The organism is Phenylobacterium sp. LjRoot225 (assembly GCF_964252855.1).
Lineage (GTDB): Bacteria > Pseudomonadota > Alphaproteobacteria > Caulobacterales > Caulobacteraceae > Phenylobacterium.
Genome location: NZ_CAXUPL020000001.1, coordinates 2,178,140 through 2,196,754 on the forward strand (window position 1 = coordinate 2,178,140; position 18,615 = coordinate 2,196,754).

Sequence of the window (18,615 nt, forward strand, 5' to 3'; positions counted from 1 at the left end):
CCGCCAGAGCGAGCCCTCTGACGGGTCCGGCGGCGAAAACTAGCCCACCAGGATCCAGTCTCCGGCGAGGCTCGCCGCCTGGACGCCCACGAGGACCACGCGCGCCGAGCCGTTCAGCGTCACCACGGCGTCGAGGCCCTCTTGTGCCAGGGTGTAGGCGGCGCCGTCTTCCAGCTGCAGTTGGTCGCCTTCCGCGCGGTTGAAGTCCTCGATCCGGTCCAGCCCCGCTTGGGCGAAGCTGTTGAAGACGTCGGCCCCTGCACCGCCGGTCACGGTGTCGTCGCCGCGATCGCCCGAGACGAAGTCGTCGCCCAGGCCGCCGCGCACCACGTCATTGCCTTGGCCGCCACGGACGGTGTCGCGGCCCGCGCCGCCTGCGCAGGTGTCCTGGCCCAGGTTGCCCAGCACGATGTCGTCGCCGGCGTTGCCAAACAGTTGGTCATTGCCCTGGCCGCCGACCACCCAGTCGCCGCCTAGCCCGCCGCTGGCCGTGTCTTCGCCCGTATTGCCCTGCAGGTCGTCGGGCCCGAGACCGCCCCACAGCTGGTCGTTTCCCTCCTCGCCGCGCAGGAAGTCCGCCCCGTCGCCCGCGGAGGCGCCAGGCGTCAGTCGATGGACTTCGCCGTCAAGCTCGATCGCGTAGAGCCGGCCGCGGCCGTCCACGGCGAAGGAGACCAGCTGGTCGAAGTCCCCGGCGGAGAGGGCGAGCTGATCGTTGCGGTTCTGGAAATCCTGGGCTTGGCCGTCCACCCGCCGCACCGACCAGAAGTTCGCGGTGTAGACGTCGGCGAACAGATAGAGGCCGTCCATGCCGCCTGGCCCGTGATAGACATAGCCGCCGGTCACCGCCTGGCCGCTGTAGAGCGGCGTCGTACGGTCGTAATCCAGGATCGGATCCGTGAGGCCGGCCGGCGCTGTTCCGCTGAAGGGCTGAAAGCCTTCCTTGAAACGCCAGCCGAAGTTCAGGCCGGACTGCCCGGCCGGGATCACGTCGACTTCCTCTCGCGCGCGCTCGCCGACGTCGCCGATCCACAGGTCGCCGGTGGCGGTGTCGAAGCTGGCCCGCCAGGGGTTGCGCAGCCCGTATGCCCAGACCTCGTCGGCGCCCGCAGCTGCGCCGGCGAACGGGTTGCCGCCGGGAATGGCGTAGTTGCGGCTGGCGTCGGCAGGGAAGGCGTCGCCGTTCACATCGATCCGCAGGATCTTGCCCAGCAGGCTGTCGAGGTTCTGGGCGTTGTTTTGCGGGTCGCCCGCCGAGCCGCCGTCGCCGCTCGAGATGTAGAGCATGCCGTCCGGACCGAAGCCCAGCCAACCGCCGTTGTGGTTCGCAAACGGCTGGTCATAGCCGAGGATCAGCCGGCCGGACGCCGCATCGGCGTGATCGCCGTCCGTCCGCCGGTACTCGCGCACCTCGGTGTCGCCCGCCGCGTTGGTCAGGTTCACGTAGAACAGGCCGTTTTCGGCATAGTTCGGATGGAACGCCAGCCCCAGCAGGCCCTGTTCGCCGCCTTGCGCCAGGCTGGCGTCGGGAAGATCCAGGAAGGAGTCGCCGTTCAACTGGCCGGTGTTGAGGTCCAGGATTCGGATCCGCCCGGTATGCTGCTCGACGATGAACAAGCGGTCGGGGTCGCCGGGAGGGGAGGCTGCGAAGAGGGAGTTCGACAGGCCCTGGGCCACCAGCACCGCGTCGATCCGCTCCGAACCCGCCTGCAGGTCCGCCGGGCCATGGCCCAGGAGCAGGTCGTCGCCCGCCCCGGCGAAGATGCGATCGCTGCCGTCGCCTCCGGAGAGAACATCGGCGACCGTCGTGCCGCTGAGCGTGTCCCGCGCGCCAGTTCCTACGATATCGGCCACCGTCGCCTCCGCCGCTCGCCCGGCTAGACGGGCCCGAACGGTCCCTCCAGGGCTCTCGCGAATCAAACGGACAGCGGATCGGAAGCGTCGCCGCGGTCACAAGGAAGTGAGCTGTCCGAAACCCACGGGCTCCGCGCCCGCAAATGGTCGCCGCTTCGATACAAGGCAGAGCCAAGCACGCCTTACGAGCGCCTGGCGAGACGGCGAATGTCCCTCTGCGCACGGGGCGTTTCCAGCCTCCCAGCCTGCTCCGCGCGCACCTGCCGAGAGAGTTCTCCCCTCCTCTCTCTACGGCCTGCGGCTCCCTGCGCTCCCCCGCGGGGAGCCGCCCCACCGGGGTCGCCGGCGCTCGCCGGAACCATGCGCCTCAGCCTTTCGCCTCGAGCCCCGGCGCGATCAGCGCCACGGCATTGTCGACGTGGGCCTCGATCACCGCGTCCGACGGAATGGGCGCGATGCCGCAGACCACGCGCATGTGCAGATCGCCGCGCAACATGCCCAGGAACTGCTCGGTCGTCAGCAGCGGCTGGGCGCAGCGGATCACGCCGCGCTCCGCCATCCCGGTGAGACGATCGGCCAGCTGCCGATGGCCGACGTCCGGGCCTTTCGCGAAGAAGATCCGCGCCACTTCGGGAAAGCGCTCGCCCTCGGCGTGCACCAGCCGGGCGAGGCTGAGCGGGATGGGCCTGTAGAGGGCGCGCAGAAAGCCCAAACCATAGCCGCGCAACAGCCCACGAACGTCGTCGTCCGGCAGCTCCGCGTCGGCGAGCGAGGCGAGCACCTCGCGGCAGGTCTCGGCCATCATCTCTTCGAACAGCTGCTCCTTGGACGGAAAGTATTTGTAGAGGGTCGCCTTGGAGCCGCCGAGGCGGGCGGCGATCGTCGACATGGAGGCGCCGGCGAAGCCGTCTTCCATGAAGACGTCGCGGGCGACGCTGAGGATGTGATCCCGTCGCAGCTCCGGCGCGGAGCGGCCGAGACGCGCTTTAGTGACCATTCCGTACAGTTAGCGCTTGACCGCGGATTGGCAAGCGGGCATTTGGCATTAGTGACCGAACTGTACGGTCATTAAAGAATGGAGACGGCGCTGCTGGCGCCCGAAACCCGATGCCGAATTCGACGTGCCCGCGCCCGCTTGACCTCGCCTCGCCTGCCGGACTCTCCCCCGTCCGAGCAGGACAAGCGGACCGGACGCTGCTGCCGCTCGCCCTCCTCCTCCTGGCGAGCGGCAGCCTTCTTTCGGCCTGCGCCAGCACGCCCGACCTGGGTCCCAAGCCTGCGCCGGCGGCGGTCGAAAGCTTCGCCACATCACAGAGCTTCATCGGCCCAGTGGCCGCCTGGCCCGCGGACCGCTGGTGGGTCGGCTTCGGCGACGCTCAGCTCACGGCGTTGATCGACGAGGCCGTCGCCGGCTCCCCCGATCTCGCCGCGGCCGACGCGCGGCTGCGGCGCGCCGAGGGCCTGGCCCAGGCCGCCGGCGCGGCTCTGCTGCCGTCGGTTTCGGCCAGGGCCGAGGCCGCTCAGGCTCGGCAGAGCTACAACAACGGAATCCCGCCGGCCTTCGTCCCCAAGGGTTGGAACGACACCGGCCGCGCCAGTCTCGACCTCTCGTATGAGCTCGACTTTTTCGGCCGCAACCGCGCCGCCCTGCGCGCGGCGACCTCCGATCGCGAGGCCGCGCGGATCGAGGCGCGGGCGGCCCGTCTGACCGTCGCAGGCGCGGTGGCCGAGGCCTACGCGGACTTCGCCCGCCAGGTGATCGAGCGCGACGTGGCGGAGACCGCCCTTCGCGTGCGAACGGACACCGCCGAACTCGTCGCGCGTCGTGTCGCCAACGGCGTCGACACCCTGGCCGAACAGCGCCAGGCCGAGGCCACGGTGCGTACGGCGCGGGCTTCCCTGGCGGCCAGCGACGAGGCCATCGGCCTGACCCGCAACCGCATCGCCGCCCTGCTGGGCGCCGGTCCCGACCGCGGGCTGGCCATCGCCCGACCGGCGAAGACGCCGGCGCGCGCCGGCGGCCTGCCCGCCAATCTGGCGCTGAACCTAGTCGGCCGCCGCGCGGACATCGTCACGGCCCGGATCCGCGCCGAGGCGGCGGCCGCCCGCATCGGCGTCGCCCGCGCCAACTTCTATCCCAACATCAATCTGACGGCCTTCATCGGCTACCAGTCGCTCGGCCTCGGCCAGCTGTTCGAGACGGGATCGACGATCGGCAGCGTCGGCCCGGCGATCAGCCTGCCGATCTTCCAGGGCGGCCGCCTGAGGGGCGAGTACCGGCAGGCGCGCGGCGATTACGACGAGGCCGTCGCGCTCTATGACGCGACGCTCACCCGCGCCCTGCGCGACGTCGCGGACGCCGCGACCAGCCGCCGGGCGCTGGACCTGCAACTGGGCGAGACCCGCGCGGCCGTCGCCGCCTCCGAGGACGCCTACCGGATCTCGCGGCAACGCTATGAGGGCGGGCTCTCGACCTTCCTCACCGTGCTGTCCGCCGAGGACGCCCTGCTCGCCAATCAGCGCTCGCTCGCCGAGCTCGAGACGCGCGCCTTCACGCTGGACGTCCAGCTGATCCGCGCCCTTGGCGGCGGCTTCGCCGCCTGACCCCGACCGACGACGAGGAGCCTTGCCGATGAACGACGCCGTTCTTGATCTCGCCGGGAGCAAGCCCCTGGCGCCCCCCGCTGCCGAAGCCGCCCGCCCCCCGCTCAACCGCAAGCGGGTCTTCACGATCTTCGGCGCGTCGCTCGCGGTGATCGCGCTCGGCTACGGCGCCTACGCCTTCGCGACGGGCGGGTCGCATGTCTCGACCGACAACGCCTATGTGAACGCCGACGTGGCCCAGGTCACCCCGCTCATTGCGGGCTCCGTGGCCGAGGTCCGGGTCGTCGACACCCAGTCGGTGCGAAAGGGCGATGTCCTGGTGGTGGTCGACCCGGCGGACGCGCGCATCGCGGTCCGGCAGGCGGAGGCCGAACTCGCGCGCGCCAGCCGGCGGGTCCAGCAGACCATGGCCACTGGCCAGTCGCTCTCCTCCCAGGTCACCACCCGCGGCGCCGAGATCGCCGGGTCTCGAGCGCGGATCGCCACGGCGCGCTCGGAGCTCGAGAAGGCGCGCATCGACCTGCAGCGGCGCGAGGCGCTGAGGGACGGCGGCGCGGTCTCCGGCGAGGAATTGACGAGCGCCCGCAACGCCTTCGCCGCCGCCCAGGCCGGGCTCGCGGCCGCCGAGGCCGACCTCACGGCGTCGACCTCGACACGCGCCTCGGCCGAGGGGCAGTTCGCCGCCAACGACGCCCTGGTCAAGGGTACGACGCTCGACACCAATCCCGAGATCCTGGCCGCTCGCGCCCAGCTCGACCGGGCGCAGCTGGACCTGGCGCGCACCGTCATCCGCGCCCCCTTCGACGGGGTGGTCTCGCGCCGCCAGGTGCAGGTCGGCCAGCGGGTCGCCCCGGGCGCCCAGCTGATGACGATCGTGCCGATTTCCCAGGTCTATGTGGAGGCGAACTTCAAGGAGGTTCAGCTGGCCCGCGTCCGTCCCGGCCAGCCGGTCGAGCTGGTCGCAGACCTCTATGGCGACAAGGTGAAATACCACGGCCGCGTCGCGGGCTTCTCCGGCGGCACCGGGTCGGCCTTCGCCGTGATCCCGGCGCAGAACGCCACCGGCAACTGGATCAAGGTCGTCCAGCGGCTGCCGGTGCGGGTGACGCTCGACCCGCGCGAGCTGGCCGAGCATCCCCTGCGGATCGGGCTTTCGATGGACGCCGTCGTCGACACGACCGAGCGGTAGGAGGATCCCGCCTTGTCCGCTGCCGCGCCCTACGACGACCCGCCGCCGCTCTCGGGCGCCAAGCTCGCGCTGGCGGGCATCGCCCTGGCTCTCGCCAACTTCGTGGTGGTGCTCGATATCACCATCGCCAACGTCTCGGTCCCGCACATCTCGGGCAGTCTCGGCGCGGCGCCGAGCCAGGGCACCTGGGTGCTCACCTCCTATGCGGTGGCCGAGGCGATCAGCGTCCCCCTGACCGGCTGGCTCGCCTCCCGGTTCGGCGCGGTGCGGGTGTTGATGGTCGGCCTGATCGGCTTCGGCTTCTTTTCCCTGCTCTGCGGCCTCGCCCCCAACCTGGGCTCGCTGCTGCTGTTCCGCGTGCTGCAGGGACTGTGCGGCGGGCCGATCATGCCGATGTCGCAGACGCTGATGCTGCGCGTCTTTCCCAAGAACAAGGCGGCGGCCGCGCTCGGCCTGTGGAGCATGACCACGGTCGTCGCCCCGATCGCCGGCCCCATCCTCGGCGGCGTGATTTCCGACAACTGGAGCTGGCCGTGGATCTTCCTGATCAACCTGCCGGTCGTCGCCTTCTGCGTGGCGGTGTCGTGGCGGGTGATCCGCGGCCACGAGACCCGGATCGCCAAGGCGCCGATCGACTTCGTGGGCCTCGGCCTGCTGGTGGTCTGGGTGGCGGCCCTGCAGATCATGCTCGACAAGGGACGCGAGGAGGACTGGTTCGCCAGCCCGCTGATCGTGCAGCTGGCGGTCGTCGCAGCGGTCGGCTTCGTCGCCTTCGTGCTCTGGGAGATGACGGAGAAGCACCCGATCGTCGATCTGCGCGTGCTGCGGCATCGCGGCTTCACCATCGGCGTCGCCGTGCAGAGCCTCAGCATCGCCCCCTTCTTCGCCGCCCTGGTCCTGGTTCCGCTGCTTCTACAGACCAACCTCGGCTACACCGCCACCTGGGCCGGATACGCCACGGCCTTCATGGGCGTTCTCGCCGTGCCGTTGTCGCCGCTCGTCGCAGGCATGGTGAACCGCTTCGACGTGCGCGCGCTGGTCGCGTTCGGCGTCGTCTGGCTGGCGGCCATGTCCCTCATGCGAACCGGCTGGATGTCCGGGATGGACTTCTTCAACGTCTCGCTGCCGCAGCTGCTCCAGGGCGTCGCCATGCCCTTCTTCTTCATCGGCACGACCGCCCTGGCGCTCGGCGCCGTCCGGCCAGAGGAGACCGCGTCCGCGGCCGGGCTGCAGAATTTCACCCGCACGCTCGCCGGCGCCATCGGCACCTCGGTGGCCACCACCGCCTGGGAACAGGGCGGCACGGCGGCGCGCGCCGAGCTGGTCGGAGTCCTCAACCAACCGGAGGCCACGATGGCGCGGGCCGTCGACGCGGGGATGTCGTTGGATCAGGCGCGCGCCTCGCTCGAACGGCTGGTGCAGACCGAGGCGCTCACCCTGGCGGCCAACAACATCTTCATGGCCAGCGCCGGAGTCTTCATCCTGGCCGCCGCCCTGGTCTGGCTCGCCCCGCGTCCCAAGGGCCCGGTCGACCTCAGCGCGTCGCACTAGGTCAGGAGGAGGCCGCCACCTTCGGCGCCGAACGCCCCCTCAGTCGCTTCGCGACAGCTCCCCCGCAAGCGGTGGAGCATCTACGGCCCAGATCCTCCACCGCGCAGCGGGGGAGGTGGCCCGAAGGGCCGGAGGGGGCGTTGCGGCGTCGGGGACAGTCCCTAAGCCAACTCGCACGCCGGCGTGGTCGGCTCGATCAGTTTGTAGAGGGTGGTGCGCTGGCGCAGCGTGCGGCCGGCGGATTCCGCCGCGGCGCGCAGCTCGACGACGCTGACCTCCTGGCCGTGCTCGGCGCCGGCGGCGCGGCTGATGCTCTCGTTCATCAGCACCCCGCCCAGGTCGTTGCAGCCGGCGTTGAGGCAGGCCGCCGCGCCTTCGACGCCCAGCTTCACCCAGGAGCACTGGATCGAGCCGATCGCCCCGTGCAGCACGATCCGGCTGACTGCGTGCATCAGCACCGACTCCCGCCAGGTCGGGCCCCGCCGCGCCTTGCCGCGCAGGTAGACCGGCGACTGCATGTGCACGAAGGGCAGGGGCACGAACTCGGTGAAGCCGCCGGTCTGCAATTGCAGACGCCGGATGGCGAGGAGATGGCGCGCCCAGTGCTCCGGCCGGTCGAGGTGGCCGAACATGATGGTGGCGGTGGTCGGCAGGCCGACCTCGTGGGCGTCGCGCACCACGTCCAGCCACTCCTGGGTATTGACCTTGTCGGGACAGATCTCTGCGCGGACCTCGTCGTCGAGGATCTCCGCCGCCGTGCCGGGCAGCGAACCCAGGCCGGCGTCCTTAAGCATCGAAAGGTAGTCGCGCACGCTCATTCCAAGCGTCTCGGCGCCGGAGCTGACCTCCAGCGGCGAGAAGGCGTGGACGTGCAGGTCGGGGACCGCCCGCTTCACCGCCTTCAGGATGCCGAGATAGGTGTCGCCGGTGTAGCTCGGGTGGATGCCGCCCTGCAGGCAGACCTCGGTCGCCCCGTTCGCCACAGCCTCGACGGCGCGTTCGGCCACCTCCTCGTCAGAGAGGACATAGGGCTTGTCGCGGGTTCCGGCCTTGGTCGAGGTCTTGGAGAAGGCGCAGAAGCTGCAGCTGTAGGTGCAGATGTTGGTGTAGTTGATGTTGCGGTTGACGGCGTAGGTGACCATGTCGCCGCGCACCTCGGCCCGCAGCGCATCGGCTGCGCGCACCACCGCCTCCGCATGCGCCCCACGGGCGGCGAACAGGGCGGTGATCTCGGTCTCCGCCAGCTCGACGCCGGAGGCGGCGCGGTCCAGCAGCCTGTCCAGCGAGCCGCCCGGGCCGATCGCCGGCGCGCCCAGCGGCGACCTCACCGAGCCCGGCGGATGGGCGGCGGAGCCCGGACACCAGTCATGGTCGCGGGCCAGGCCTTCGGTGTCGCTGAGCTTCAGCACGGGCGCGCGCAGCTTGGCGTCGAGCCATGCGGCGCGGGCGTGGACGAAGCGCGGATAGACGGTCAGCCGCTCGACCAGCGGCCGGCCGGCGCGGGCGCAGACCTCGGCCAGCTCTTCGATCTGCGGCCAGGGCGCCTCCGGATTCACATGGTCTATGGTGACCGGCGAGATCCCGCCCCAGTCGTCGATGCCAGCGTCCAGCAGGGCTTCCAGCCGGTCGTCGTTGAGGTTCGGCGGGGCCTGAACCGAGACCTCGTCGTCGAGGATGATCCGCGCCCAGGCTATGGCGCGGTAAAGGTCCTCGTCGGTGGGCTCGACGGCCAGCGCCATCTTGGTGTCGCCCTTGGCCCGGAAGTTCTGAACGATGACTTCCTGCAGGTGGCCGTGGCGGCGGTGGACGTCGCGCAGGGCGAAGAGAGAGTCGATCCGCTCGTCTTCGGTCTCGCCGATGCCGATCAGGATGCCGCTGGTGGTGGCGACGCGGGCCTCGCCGGCCGCGTCCAGCGAGGCGATCCGCACCGCCGGCAGCTTGTCCGGCGAGCCGAAATGCGGGCCGCCGCGTTCGCACAGCCGTTCGGAACTGCTCTCCAGCATCAGGCCGGTGGAGGCCGAGACCGCACGCAGGCGCTGGTGGTCCTCCAGCGTCAGGATGCCGGCGTTGATGTGCGGCAAGAGTCCCGTCTCGGTCAGCACCAGGCGGGCGACGTGCTCCAGATAGTCGACGGTGCGCGTAAAGCCGAGCGCCGCCAGCGCCTCACGGGCCGCCGGGTAGCGGCGCTCGGGCGCGTCGCCGAGGGTGAACAGCGCCTCCTTGCAGCCCATGGCCTTGCCCTGCCGGGCGATCTCCAGCACCTGGTCGGGCGAGAGGTAGGGCTGGGCCAGTTCCCGCGGCGCCTTGGCGAAGGTGCAGTAGTGGCAGACGTCGGCGCAGAGCTGCGTCAGCGGGATGAAGACTTTGCGCGAATAGGTGGTGCGCGCCGGACCGCGGGCGTCGCGGCGCGCGCGCGCCTCCGCCAGCAGGCTCTCGGTCGGGGCGCCCAGGAGGCGGCGCTTCAGCTGTTCGTCCATGCTCATTCCTACGGCTCCCACCCTGTCCTCAATTCCGCGGCCGACCGGCTGTTTTCAGCTCTGTGCGGCCGCACTTCGATCAGACGCCCGCCGCGGCGAGCGTCGCCTCCGCCAAAGCCACGCGATCGGCATGCGACCTCATGATGGTAGGCGCAACGACCGCCGCGAGGCCAAGCGCCTCGATGGCGGGCGCCTCGGCGCGGTCCGCCTCGTCGATCATCAGCTGGTCGATGAGGCCGTGATAGTGCCGGGCGACCCCGACCACGTCGACGCTCGCGCCCAGCTCGGTCATCAGCTTGGCTGTCGGCCCCTTGATCGCCTGGCCCGCGACGATCGGCGAGACCGCCACCCGTGGCGCGGCCAGGCTGGCCAGCCGCTGGCGCACGCCAGGCAGCGACAGCAGGGGATCGATGCTGAGGTAGGGGTTCGAGGGGCAGATGATCACCGCGCCCAGGTCTTCCCGCGCCAGGGCGGCGGCGAAGCCCGGCGACGGCTGGGCCTCGAGCGCGCCGGCGAAGCCGATCGCGCGGGCCACCGGGCGGCATTGTTCGGCGACGAAATAGCGCTGGAAGTCCAGCACGCCGTCGTCGGTCTCGACCTTGGTGCGCACCGGATCGTCGGTCATCGGAATGATCGCCGCCGCGATCCCGAGGCTGGCGGCGAGGCTCGCCGTTACCTGCGACAGGGTTTCGCCCTCGCGCAGGCGGTGCGTGCGGGCGATGTGCATGGCGAGGTCGCGGTCGCCGAGCTGGAACCATTGCGGCTCGCCCAGCCGGCCCAGCTGGGCCATGGCCTGCCAGCTCTCGTCCGCGACGCCCCAGCCGCGCACCGTGTCGGAGAGGCCGGACAGGGTGTAGACCACGGTGTCGATGTCCGGCGAGATCGCCAGCCCGACATGCTCGAAGTCGTCGCCGGTGTTGACGACGATGGTCAGCCGCTCGGCCGGCAGCACGGCGGCCAGCCCGGCCGCCAGCTTGGCGCCGCCGACGCCGCCGCACAGGGCGAGAACATGGCGCCCGCTCATTGGAACAGGTCCTCCTTCAGCGGACGCAGACCCGCGACCGCGCCGGGGCCGTCCGCATCGCTGACGAAGCGGTCCGCGCCGCGGACGATGGCGGCGGGCACGCCTTCGGCCCCCTCGCCCATCACCAGCACCGCCGCCGCCGCCAGGCTGTCGGCCACCGCCACCAGGGTCGCCTGCAGCGTACGGCCGAAGAGGTCGGTCTCGCCGCGCCGGTCGTCGATGACGGTCAGGCCGCTGACGCCGATCGCCGTGCCGATCGTGCCCATCCGCCAGGCGCGGCCCAGGCTGTCGGCGATCACCACCGCCGGCGCGACGCCGGTCTGGGCTTTCAGCTCGGCGCGGATCGCCCGGGCGCTGGCGTCGGGATCGACCGGCCAGAGCAGCACCGTGTCCTCGTCCCCGCCCTCGACATTGGAGGCGTCGATGCCGGCGTTGGCGGCGACGTGGCCGGTGCGATGCCGGGTGATCACCACCATCGGCGTCGTGCGGACCAGCGCTTCGCTCTCGTCGCACAAGAGCTGCATCAGCGGCGCGGGACGGCCGGTCTGGGCCGCGAGGGTCTGCGCCGCCTCGCCGGCTTCGACGTCGTGCAGCCGAACGATCCGCCCCTCGGCCTTGGAGACGATCTTCTGGGCCAGCACCACCACGTCCCCCGCGGCGATCGGGGTCCCCTGGCGGGCGGCGGCGGCGGCCACCTCGCCGGCCACGCTGAAGCCCGGGCCGAACATCGGCAGGCCTTCCAGCGGCAGGACGCTCAGAGGCCGGGCGCTGCGGCGCGCCGTCTCCTTGGCGTTCACGTCGTCCATTATGGTCTCAGACCCGGGGGGAGCTGCGACGTGGAGCGGACGGCCCTTTCGGCCAGCTTCAACGTCCGGGGTTTCGCGTGGCCGGCCTATCGCACGGCGAGTTGCGTCCAGGCATGACCGATGCGTCGCGCGAATGCAACCTTGCCTCCCCGCCGATCCAGGGTATGGCGGGAGACATCGCACCAACGAACAAGACTGAGGGAAACAGGGAATGGCGAAGATAGCTGTGGTCGGCGGCACCGGGGATCTGGGCTCGGCGATCGCCAGGTCGTTGGTGAAGGCCGGCCATCAGGTCTCGATCGGCTCGCGCAAGGCCGAGTCCGCGGCCCAACACGCCGCCGAGCTGGGCGGCCAGGTCGGCCACGGCGTGAACGCCGAGGTCGCGGCCGGCGCCGACTTCGTTATCGTCACCGTGCCCTACGCCGCCCAGGCCGGCACCCTGCGCGACATCAAGGACGCCGTCGGCCAGGCTATCGTCATCGACACCACTGTCCCGCTGGTCCCACCGAAGGTAATGCGGGTGCAGTTGCCCGCCGCCGGCTGTGCGGCGCTGGAGGCGCGTGAGCACCTTGGGCCGGACGTGCGGCTGGTCTCGGCCTTCCACAACGTCGCCGCGCACAAGCTCGCCGAAGGCCATGGCGTCGACTGCGACGTGCTGGTGTTCAGCGACGACGTCGAGGCGCGGACCGAGGTGGTCTCGCTGGTGGCGAGCATGGGCCTGCGCGGGCTGGCCGCCGGCTCGCTCGCCAACTCCGCCGCGGCCGAAGCCCTGACGTCGATCCTGATCTTCTTCAACAAGACCTATAAGGCCGACGGCGCCGGCGTCCGCTTCACCGGCCTGACGACGGCGCCGCCGATTTCGTAAGGCGCAGGCCCTTCTCCCCTTGTGGGAGAAGGTGTCGGGCGCAAGCCCGACGGAGGAGGGGTCGAAGATGATCTCCGCCTCGAAAGCTTCGCCGCCACCCGAGAGTTCTGAGAGACCCCTCATCCGACCCGCTTCGCGGGCCACCTTCTCCCACAAGGGGAGAAGGGTGTTGAGCAAGGAAGAGACATCCCCACCGATGACCGCGTCGCCGCCATGAGCCGCTGGGTCCTGACGCCCGTGAAGGCGCCCGAGGCCTGCAAGACGCGGCTGAGCCCCGTGCTCAGCGAGGCCGCGCGGCGGGAGCTCGTGGCGCGCATGCTTCGCCATGTGGTCGAGACCGCCGCCGCCGCGCCCGACGTGGACGAGGTGGTGCTGCTCGGCCCCTCCAGCCATGGCCTCGCCGGCGCGATGCGGCGGCTGGCGGACCCCGGCGGCGGCCTCAACGCAGCGCTGGCCTCCGCCCTGCCGGCCGCCGCGGCCGCGGGCGTGGACCGGCTGGTGATCCTGGCCGGCGACCTGCCGCGCGTCAGCGTGGCGGACGTCGAGGCGCTCGCCCGCCTGGCGCCCGGACGTCTGGGCGTCGCCCCGGACCGGAGGGGAACCGGCACCAACGCCCTGTCCCTGCCCCTTCCGGCGGCCCAGGACTTCCACTTCCAGTACGGGACGGACAGCTTCGCGCGGCACAGCGCCGAGGCCGCGCGCCTTGGCCTGGCGCTCGAGGTGATCCGCTCGGAGACCCTCGGGCTGGATGTCGACGAGCCGGAGGACCTCGCCGAGGCCGCAAAGACTTGAACACCTGATCAATATATCGCCGCGGCGATCTCAGGGGCCTGCCAGCGTTGACCGCCTTCAGACCGGCCCACATAGTTCGGCCCGCGAGGATCCAAGGGGAGGTCCGCGCCAGACCGCTCGTGCAAGGGCGGCCCAATGCGCGAGGTGTGAGAACATGGTTCCCAGCGATAAGCTCCTGGAAAACCAGGTCGCCGTGGTGACGGGCGGCGGCGGCGGCATCGGCCGGGCCATCGCGCTGGCCTTCGCCGGAGCCGGCGCCGACGTGGTCATCGGCGACATCGTCCCCGAGCGCTGCGAGGAGACCGCCGAGCGCGTGCGCGAACTCGGCCGCCGGGCGATCGGCCTGCCCACCGACGTCATGGACACCGCCCAGGTCGAGACCCTGGTGACGCGCGCGGTCGAGGAATTCGGTCGGCTCGACATCCTGGTGAACAACGCCGGCGGCGTGACCATGCGGCCGTTCCTCGAACAGTCCGAACGGTCCTGGCGCAAGCATGTCGACCTCAACCTGATCAGCATGTTCGCGGCCACCTCGGCGGCGGTTCCGATCATGATCAAGGGCGGCCGCGGCGGCGCCATCCTCAACGTCACCAGCATCGAGGCCTCGCGCGCCGCGCCCTATGCGGCGGTCTATTCCGCCTGCAAGGCCGGCATGAACAACTTCACCCGCACGATGGCGATCGAGCTTTCCGACCACGGTGTCCGGGTCAACGCCATCGCCCCGGACTTCACCCCGACGCCCGGCCTGCGGGGCAATCACAGGGGCCCGGTCGATCCGGCGACCTGGATCCCGTTCACGCCGCGGCAGCAGGAAACCATGGCCCGGCGCATTCCGCTCGGCCGGGGCGGCCTGGAGAGCGAGTGCGGCGACGCCGCCCTCTATCTGTGCTCGCCGATGGCGAGTTATGTGACCGGCGTCATCCTGCCGGTGGACGGTGGGACCTGGGCGTCCGGCGGCTGGGTGCGAAGCAGCACCGGCAAGTGGGTTCTGAGCGAAGTCGCCGCAGATCCGGCCTGAACGACAGAATTATCGCAGAGAAAAACGAGGAAGCGCCTGTGAAGATCAACGTCACCATGCCGTTCGACCGGACGGACGCGCCTGAGGAGTTTGTCCGGCCGGAAGCGGTCGCCGAGGTCAGCGCGGTCCTCGATCGCACCGGCTTCAACGCCGCCCTGGTGACCGACCACCCCTGCCCCACCGGCCGTTGGCTGGAGGCGGGCGGCCACCACGCCCAGGACCCCTTCGTCATGCTGTCGCTGATCGCGGCCCACACCAAGCGGGTGCGGCTGCAGACCGGCATCCTGGTCCTGCCCTACCGCAACCCCTTCATCACCGCGCGTTCGATCGCGAGCCTCGACGTCTTCTCCGGCGGCCGGGTCACGCTCAGCGTCGGGGCGGGCTATCTGAAGGGCGAGTACAAGGCGCTCGGCGCCGACTTCGACAGCCGCAACGACATCATGGACGAGTACATTCTCGCGATGAAGGCGGCCTGGACCAACGAGGAATTCACCTTCAAGGGCAGCGGCTACGAGGCGCTCGGCAACCGCATCGTGCCGCTGCCGCTGCAAAAGCCGCACCCGCCGATCTACATCGGCGGCAACTCCAAGCGCGCGATCCGCCGGGCCGTCGAGCTCGCCGACGGCTGGAACCCCTTCTTCACGCCCGCCGCCATCTCCTCGACCAGCCGCACCACCGCCATGACCGACGAAATGGATCTGGCGACTGGCATCGACTACATGCGCGCCCATTGCGAAAAGATCGGTCGCGAGACGCCGCCGGAGATCGTGCTCGCCAGCATCAACCAGACCGGCGAGGACACCAGCCCGCAGTACCTGATCGACAAGCTCAGCGGCTATGCGGAGCTGGGCGTGAGCACGGCGGCGACCAACTTCCATGTCAGCACGCGGGCCGAATGGATCGATCGGGCCGAGAGGTTCAGCGCCGAGGTCATCTCCAAGCTGGGCTGAGGCCGCGGGTGCCCTTCTCCCGATGTAGGAGAAGGTGGCCCGCCAAGCGGGTCGGATGAGGGGGCTCGGGGCCGGCAGGGGGCCGCTCACCAGCGCATCGCGATGGCGCGGCTGCGGGCGCGGAGCAGGTGCAGACGCATGGCGGCCTCGGCGACCTCGGGCTCGCCGCGCTCGATCGCTTCGGCGACGACCACATGCTCCAGCTCGACGCGCTTGGCGCGCTCCTTCGCGCCGTCGGCCGCCAGCGCGAGGCTGGGGACGATCAGGCCTTCGACACGGGCGTCGAGGGCGTCGAGCGTCAGGCGGAACATCGGGTTGTGCGACGCCTCGGCGATCGCCCGGTGGAAGTGAAGGTCATGATCGCCGGCCGGCTCGCCCGCGGCGAGCGCGGCCACCAGGTCCGCCGTCGCGGCCTTGATCGCCAGCAGCTCGCTTTCCGTGCGATGCAGCGCCGCCAGCCGGGCGGCGACCGGCTCTACGGCGATGCGAATCTCGAAGGTGTCCAGCCTGGCCCGCACCTGCGCCGGCAGCAGGTGCTGGATCATGCGCTCCGCTGGCCGCTGGCGCACGAAGGACCCGGCGCCGCGCCGCGACTCGATCAGGCCATCGCCCTGCAGCCGGGTGAGCGCCTCTCGAACGATCGGCCGCGAGACCGCAGTCAGCCTGCTGAGCTCGTGCTCCGACGGCAGGCGGTCGCCCTGATCCAGGTTCTGTTCGAGGATGAAGGCGAGCAGCTGGCCGTAGACCCGGTCGGCCAGGCGTTCGCCGGGCTCCTCGCCCTGGGCTGCGGACAGCAGCGCCCTGGAGTCGCTGGCGATGGCTGGCTTCACAGGCAATCCCGACATGGCGACGATCAGCGACCGCTCTCAAGCTAGGTCGCATGCCGCGCTCCTCGCAACAAGATGGCGGCAGGTCATGCGAAAAGGCGCCGGACGACCTCCCACGCCGTCCGGCCAAGTAGGGAGTCTGTCGCCTAGCGCGAGCCGAAGGCGTAGCGCAGGTTCACGCCCACCTCGCGCACCGGCGTCAGCCGGATCGGGCCGAGGTAGGAGCTGGAGATCGTCCCGCCGACCGCCGTGCGGAAGGTCGGCGGCTGCAGCTGCTGCACCCCGGTGGTCAGGACGCCGTTGCTTCGGCTCAGGACCTCTCGCGTGTTGGTGAGGTTCTTGGCGTAGAGCGACACATCCCAGCCGCCGTCCTTGCTGCGAACGCCGGCGTAGGCGTTCAGCAGGCCGTAGTCGCTGACGTTGTCGTAGGGGTTGTAGGGATCCTGCTTGTTCTTCGGATAATAGGAGAGCAGGCCGCGCACATAGCCGTCGATGCTGTCGTTGAGCGGCCTCGCGTATTCCGACTGCAGCACCAGGCTCCACTTCGGCGTCTGCGAGATCGCATCCTTCACCCGACATTCGGCGACGGCTTCGCCGCCGCTGGACGCCTGCAGCTGCGCCAGCGTCGGGGTGACCGCATTGGAGTCCGGAACGCCGTCCCTGTTGAGGTCCGTACAGGGGATCAGCTGGTTCTTCATCTTGCTCTTGGCGTAGCTGAACGCCGCGGTGATGTTGAACCCCTGGGCCACCTGGAAAGCCGCATCGACGTCAACGCCGTCGATCTTCGCGTCGACGCTCGAGCCGAAGTTGAAGGTGTTCGGCCGCGCGCCGGTCGCGTTGAGGTCGACGTACCAGATCGCCGGGCCGCGATAGATGAAGTTCTTGAAATCCTGGTGGTAGACCGCGGCGTTGAACAGGAGCCGTTTGTCGAGCATCGTCGATTTGAAGCCCAGCTCATAGGACTTCGACTTCTCGTTCTCGAGGTCCGTGTACTTCTGCAGCCTCGGCGTCAGCGGACGGAACACGCCCACGAAGAACGGCCCCGGACGGAAGGCGCTGCCGGTGTTCGCATAAACCAGGACGTCCTGGCTGAATTTATGCGACAGCGAGACATTGTAGACCGTCGCCTCGTCCTTGCTGTGCGTATTGAGCAAGGCGGCGCCATTGACGACCAGGGATCCGCTGTCCTGGTACCAGATGTGCCGCAGTCCGCCGGACAGTTCGGTGGCGTCGCCAAGATGCCAGGTCGCATTGCCAAAGACCGACCGTTCCTTGGACTTGCCGCGCCGCTGGATCGGCGTGTTGACGATCGACACCAGGTTGTTGCCGATGGTGATGGCGCTCTGGCTGACCAGGTCGCTGGGCGGGTTGAAGTCGCTCAGATAGGCGCCGACCGTGTAGTCGAACTGGCCGAACAGCCGCTCGTCCGAAGCCAGGCGGATTTCGTTGGTCGTCTGCTTCGCCCGCGAATGCAGGGTCTGACCGTATTCCCGGCCCTTGAAGGCGTTCCCCGCGTCGCTGGGCGAGAAGGCGACGATGTCCTGTTTGCTCCAGGAGCCCACGTAGCTCAGCTTCTGGCCGGCGAACCGATAGTCGACGTTGCCGGTGACGATGTCCTGCTTCTGGCGATTGGTCCGCGCGCCGTCGGTGATGCCCAGCCGGTCCCCGGCGTGGATGACCGGCCCGACGACCGGCGCGGCGGGATTGACGAGCGACAGCGATTCGACGGGATCGAAGGCGATCAGATCACGGTTGTAGTGCTGGTACATCAGGTTGACGGCGAGGTTGTCGTTCGGCTCGAACCGCAGGCTCGGACGCACGCCCCAGGACTTCGACGACGGCTTGAGGCCGTTGTTGATGCTGCGGACCTGATCATAATGGTTGTCGTCGATGATCCCGGCGACCCGGAAGGCCAGGACCTCCTTGATGATCGGCAGATTCAGCGCCCCGTTAAGGTTGCGTCCGCCCTGGTCGCTGAGCGCCAGGTTACCCACGCCGCCGACGTCGCTGAGGTTCGGCCGGGCCGTCGTGACGGTGATCGCGCCAGAGGGCGACGAGGCGCCGCGCAGCGTGCCCTGCGGTCCGCGCAACACTTCGATCTGGCCGACGTCGAACATCGACTGGAACAGGAAGCTCGACCCAATAGTGGCTTCGTTGAGGTAGAAGGCGACGGTCGGCGCTGCCCCGGATTCGACCTGGAACGAGGCGCCGCGGATGGTAGCCGCCGTGGTGTAGCCGGTGTTGCCGGACGACAGGTTCAGGCCCGGCACGATCGCCTGGACGTCTTCGAACTTCTGGATGTTCAGCTTCTGAAGCGTGTTGCCGGTCACGGCGTTCACCGTCTGCGGCACCGTCTGCAGGCTCTCGGCCTTGCGCCGTGCGGTGACGACGATCTCGCTCAGCATGGCGTCGTCGGAAGAGCTGGCCGCCGGCTGGGCCATGGCCGCGGTCGAAATCGCCGCGACGCTCACGCTCGCGAGTACGAGCGACATACCTCTTGTCATCAATCCCCCCTTGTTGCCTGACATCTTCGCCCTTCTGGGACGATAGCGGTGTTGAGCGAGCCCTACTACGGAGTCTAAAAAAACGAAAGGACACAGTCATTTGTGAGCCACAAAAGATTCCGGAGATTTTCGAGTGGCTGAGATCGCCCGCCAA

General features: G+C 69.8%; 14 protein-coding genes. 7 read left to right on the forward strand and 7 right to left on the reverse strand.

Annotation, left to right across the window (positions count from 1 at the left end):
• Window positions 1–39 precede the first annotated feature (39 nt).
• Window positions 40–1,854, reverse strand: a complete 1,815-nt coding sequence (locus ACSQ2B_RS10155) for a PQQ-dependent sugar dehydrogenase (protein WP_436049475.1) — start codon at window positions 1,852–1,854, stop codon at window positions 40–42.
• Window positions 1,855–2,221: 367 nt separating this feature from the next.
• Window positions 2,222–2,851 (reverse strand): TetR/AcrR family transcriptional regulator, encoded by a 630-nt coding sequence (locus tag ACSQ2B_RS10160; RefSeq protein WP_436049477.1) that lies wholly within the window; start codon window positions 2,849–2,851, stop codon window positions 2,222–2,224.
• Window positions 2,852–2,961: 110 nt separating this feature from the next.
• Here ACSQ2B_RS10160 and ACSQ2B_RS10165 point away from each other — a divergent pair, with 110 nt between their 5' ends.
• From ACSQ2B_RS10165 to ACSQ2B_RS10175, 3 genes are read left to right on the forward strand one after another with little or no spacing between them, the layout of a single operon-like run.
• Complete coding sequence (locus tag ACSQ2B_RS10165; protein WP_436049478.1) at window positions 2,962–4,458, forward strand: efflux transporter outer membrane subunit; 1,497 nt, start codon at window positions 2,962–2,964, stop codon at window positions 4,456–4,458.
• Window positions 4,459–4,486: 28 nt separating this feature from the next.
• The gene (locus tag ACSQ2B_RS10170) at window positions 4,487–5,647 is read left to right on the forward strand and encodes an HlyD family secretion protein (protein ID WP_436049480.1); all 1,161 of its coding nucleotides are present in this window, start codon (window positions 4,487–4,489) and stop codon (window positions 5,645–5,647) included.
• Between the two features lie 12 nt (window positions 5,648–5,659).
• Window positions 5,660–7,198 carry a DHA2 family efflux MFS transporter permease subunit gene (locus ACSQ2B_RS10175; RefSeq protein WP_436049482.1) on the forward strand — a complete coding sequence of 513 codons (1,539 nt, stop codon included), beginning with the start codon at window positions 5,660–5,662 and terminating at the stop codon, window positions 7,196–7,198.
• A gap of 161 nt (window positions 7,199–7,359) precedes the next feature.
• On the opposite strand, the gene cofH is transcribed toward ACSQ2B_RS10175, so the two are convergent.
• The 3 genes from cofH to cofE all read right to left on the reverse strand — a co-directional run bounded on the left by cofH (window position 7,360) and on the right by cofE (window position 11,505).
• Window positions 7,360–9,681 carry a 5-amino-6-(D-ribitylamino)uracil--L-tyrosine 4-hydroxyphenyl transferase CofH gene (gene cofH / locus ACSQ2B_RS10180; protein ID WP_436049484.1) on the reverse strand — a complete coding sequence of 774 codons (2,322 nt, stop codon included), beginning with the start codon at window positions 9,679–9,681 and terminating at the stop codon, window positions 7,360–7,362.
• 73 nt (window positions 9,682–9,754) lie between these two features.
• Window positions 9,755–10,699 carry a 2-phospho-L-lactate transferase gene (gene cofD / locus ACSQ2B_RS10185; RefSeq protein ID WP_436049485.1) on the reverse strand — a complete coding sequence of 315 codons (945 nt, stop codon included), beginning with the start codon at window positions 10,697–10,699 and terminating at the stop codon, window positions 9,755–9,757.
• The gene (gene cofE, locus ACSQ2B_RS10190) at window positions 10,696–11,505 is read right to left on the reverse strand and encodes a coenzyme F420-0:L-glutamate ligase (protein WP_436049487.1); all 810 of its coding nucleotides are present in this window, start codon (window positions 11,503–11,505) and stop codon (window positions 10,696–10,698) included. The genes cofD and cofE overlap by 4 nt, the downstream gene beginning before the upstream one ends.
• Window positions 11,506–11,716: 211 nt before the next feature.
• On the opposite strand from cofE, the gene npdG reads away from it, so the two are divergent.
• The 4 genes from npdG (at window position 11,717) to ACSQ2B_RS10210 (ending at window position 15,130) form a co-directional block, all read left to right on the forward strand.
• Window positions 11,717–12,370, forward strand: coding sequence for an NADPH-dependent F420 reductase (gene npdG, locus ACSQ2B_RS10195; protein ID WP_436049489.1), 654 nt, complete (start codon window positions 11,717–11,719; stop codon window positions 12,368–12,370).
• Window positions 12,371–12,583: 213 nt separating this feature from the next.
• Window positions 12,584–13,162: a 2-phospho-L-lactate guanylyltransferase gene (cofC, locus tag ACSQ2B_RS10200; RefSeq protein WP_436049491.1), complete on the forward strand. Its 579-nt coding sequence runs from the start codon at window positions 12,584–12,586 to the stop codon at window positions 13,160–13,162.
• A 154-nt stretch (window positions 13,163–13,316) separates the two neighbouring features.
• On the forward strand, window positions 13,317–14,180 hold the full coding sequence (locus tag ACSQ2B_RS10205; RefSeq protein ID WP_436049493.1) for an SDR family NAD(P)-dependent oxidoreductase: 864 nt from the start codon (window positions 13,317–13,319) through the stop codon (window positions 14,178–14,180).
• 38 nt (window positions 14,181–14,218) lie between these two features.
• Window positions 14,219–15,130 carry an LLM class F420-dependent oxidoreductase gene (locus tag ACSQ2B_RS10210; RefSeq protein WP_436049494.1) on the forward strand — a complete coding sequence of 304 codons (912 nt, stop codon included), beginning with the start codon at window positions 14,219–14,221 and terminating at the stop codon, window positions 15,128–15,130.
• 86 nt (window positions 15,131–15,216) lie between these two features.
• Here the strand turns inward: ACSQ2B_RS10210 and ACSQ2B_RS10215 are convergent, their stop codons facing one another.
• Both ACSQ2B_RS10215 and ACSQ2B_RS10220 read right to left on the reverse strand, forming a co-directional pair.
• The gene (locus tag ACSQ2B_RS10215) at window positions 15,217–15,975 is read right to left on the reverse strand and encodes a FadR/GntR family transcriptional regulator (RefSeq protein WP_436049496.1); all 759 of its coding nucleotides are present in this window, start codon (window positions 15,973–15,975) and stop codon (window positions 15,217–15,219) included.
• A gap of 128 nt (window positions 15,976–16,103) precedes the next feature.
• A complete protein-coding gene (locus ACSQ2B_RS10220) occupies window positions 16,104–18,449 on the reverse strand; it encodes a TonB-dependent receptor (protein WP_436049498.1) in 2,346 nt (781 codons plus the stop codon).
• Window positions 18,450–18,615: the final 166 nt, after the last annotated feature.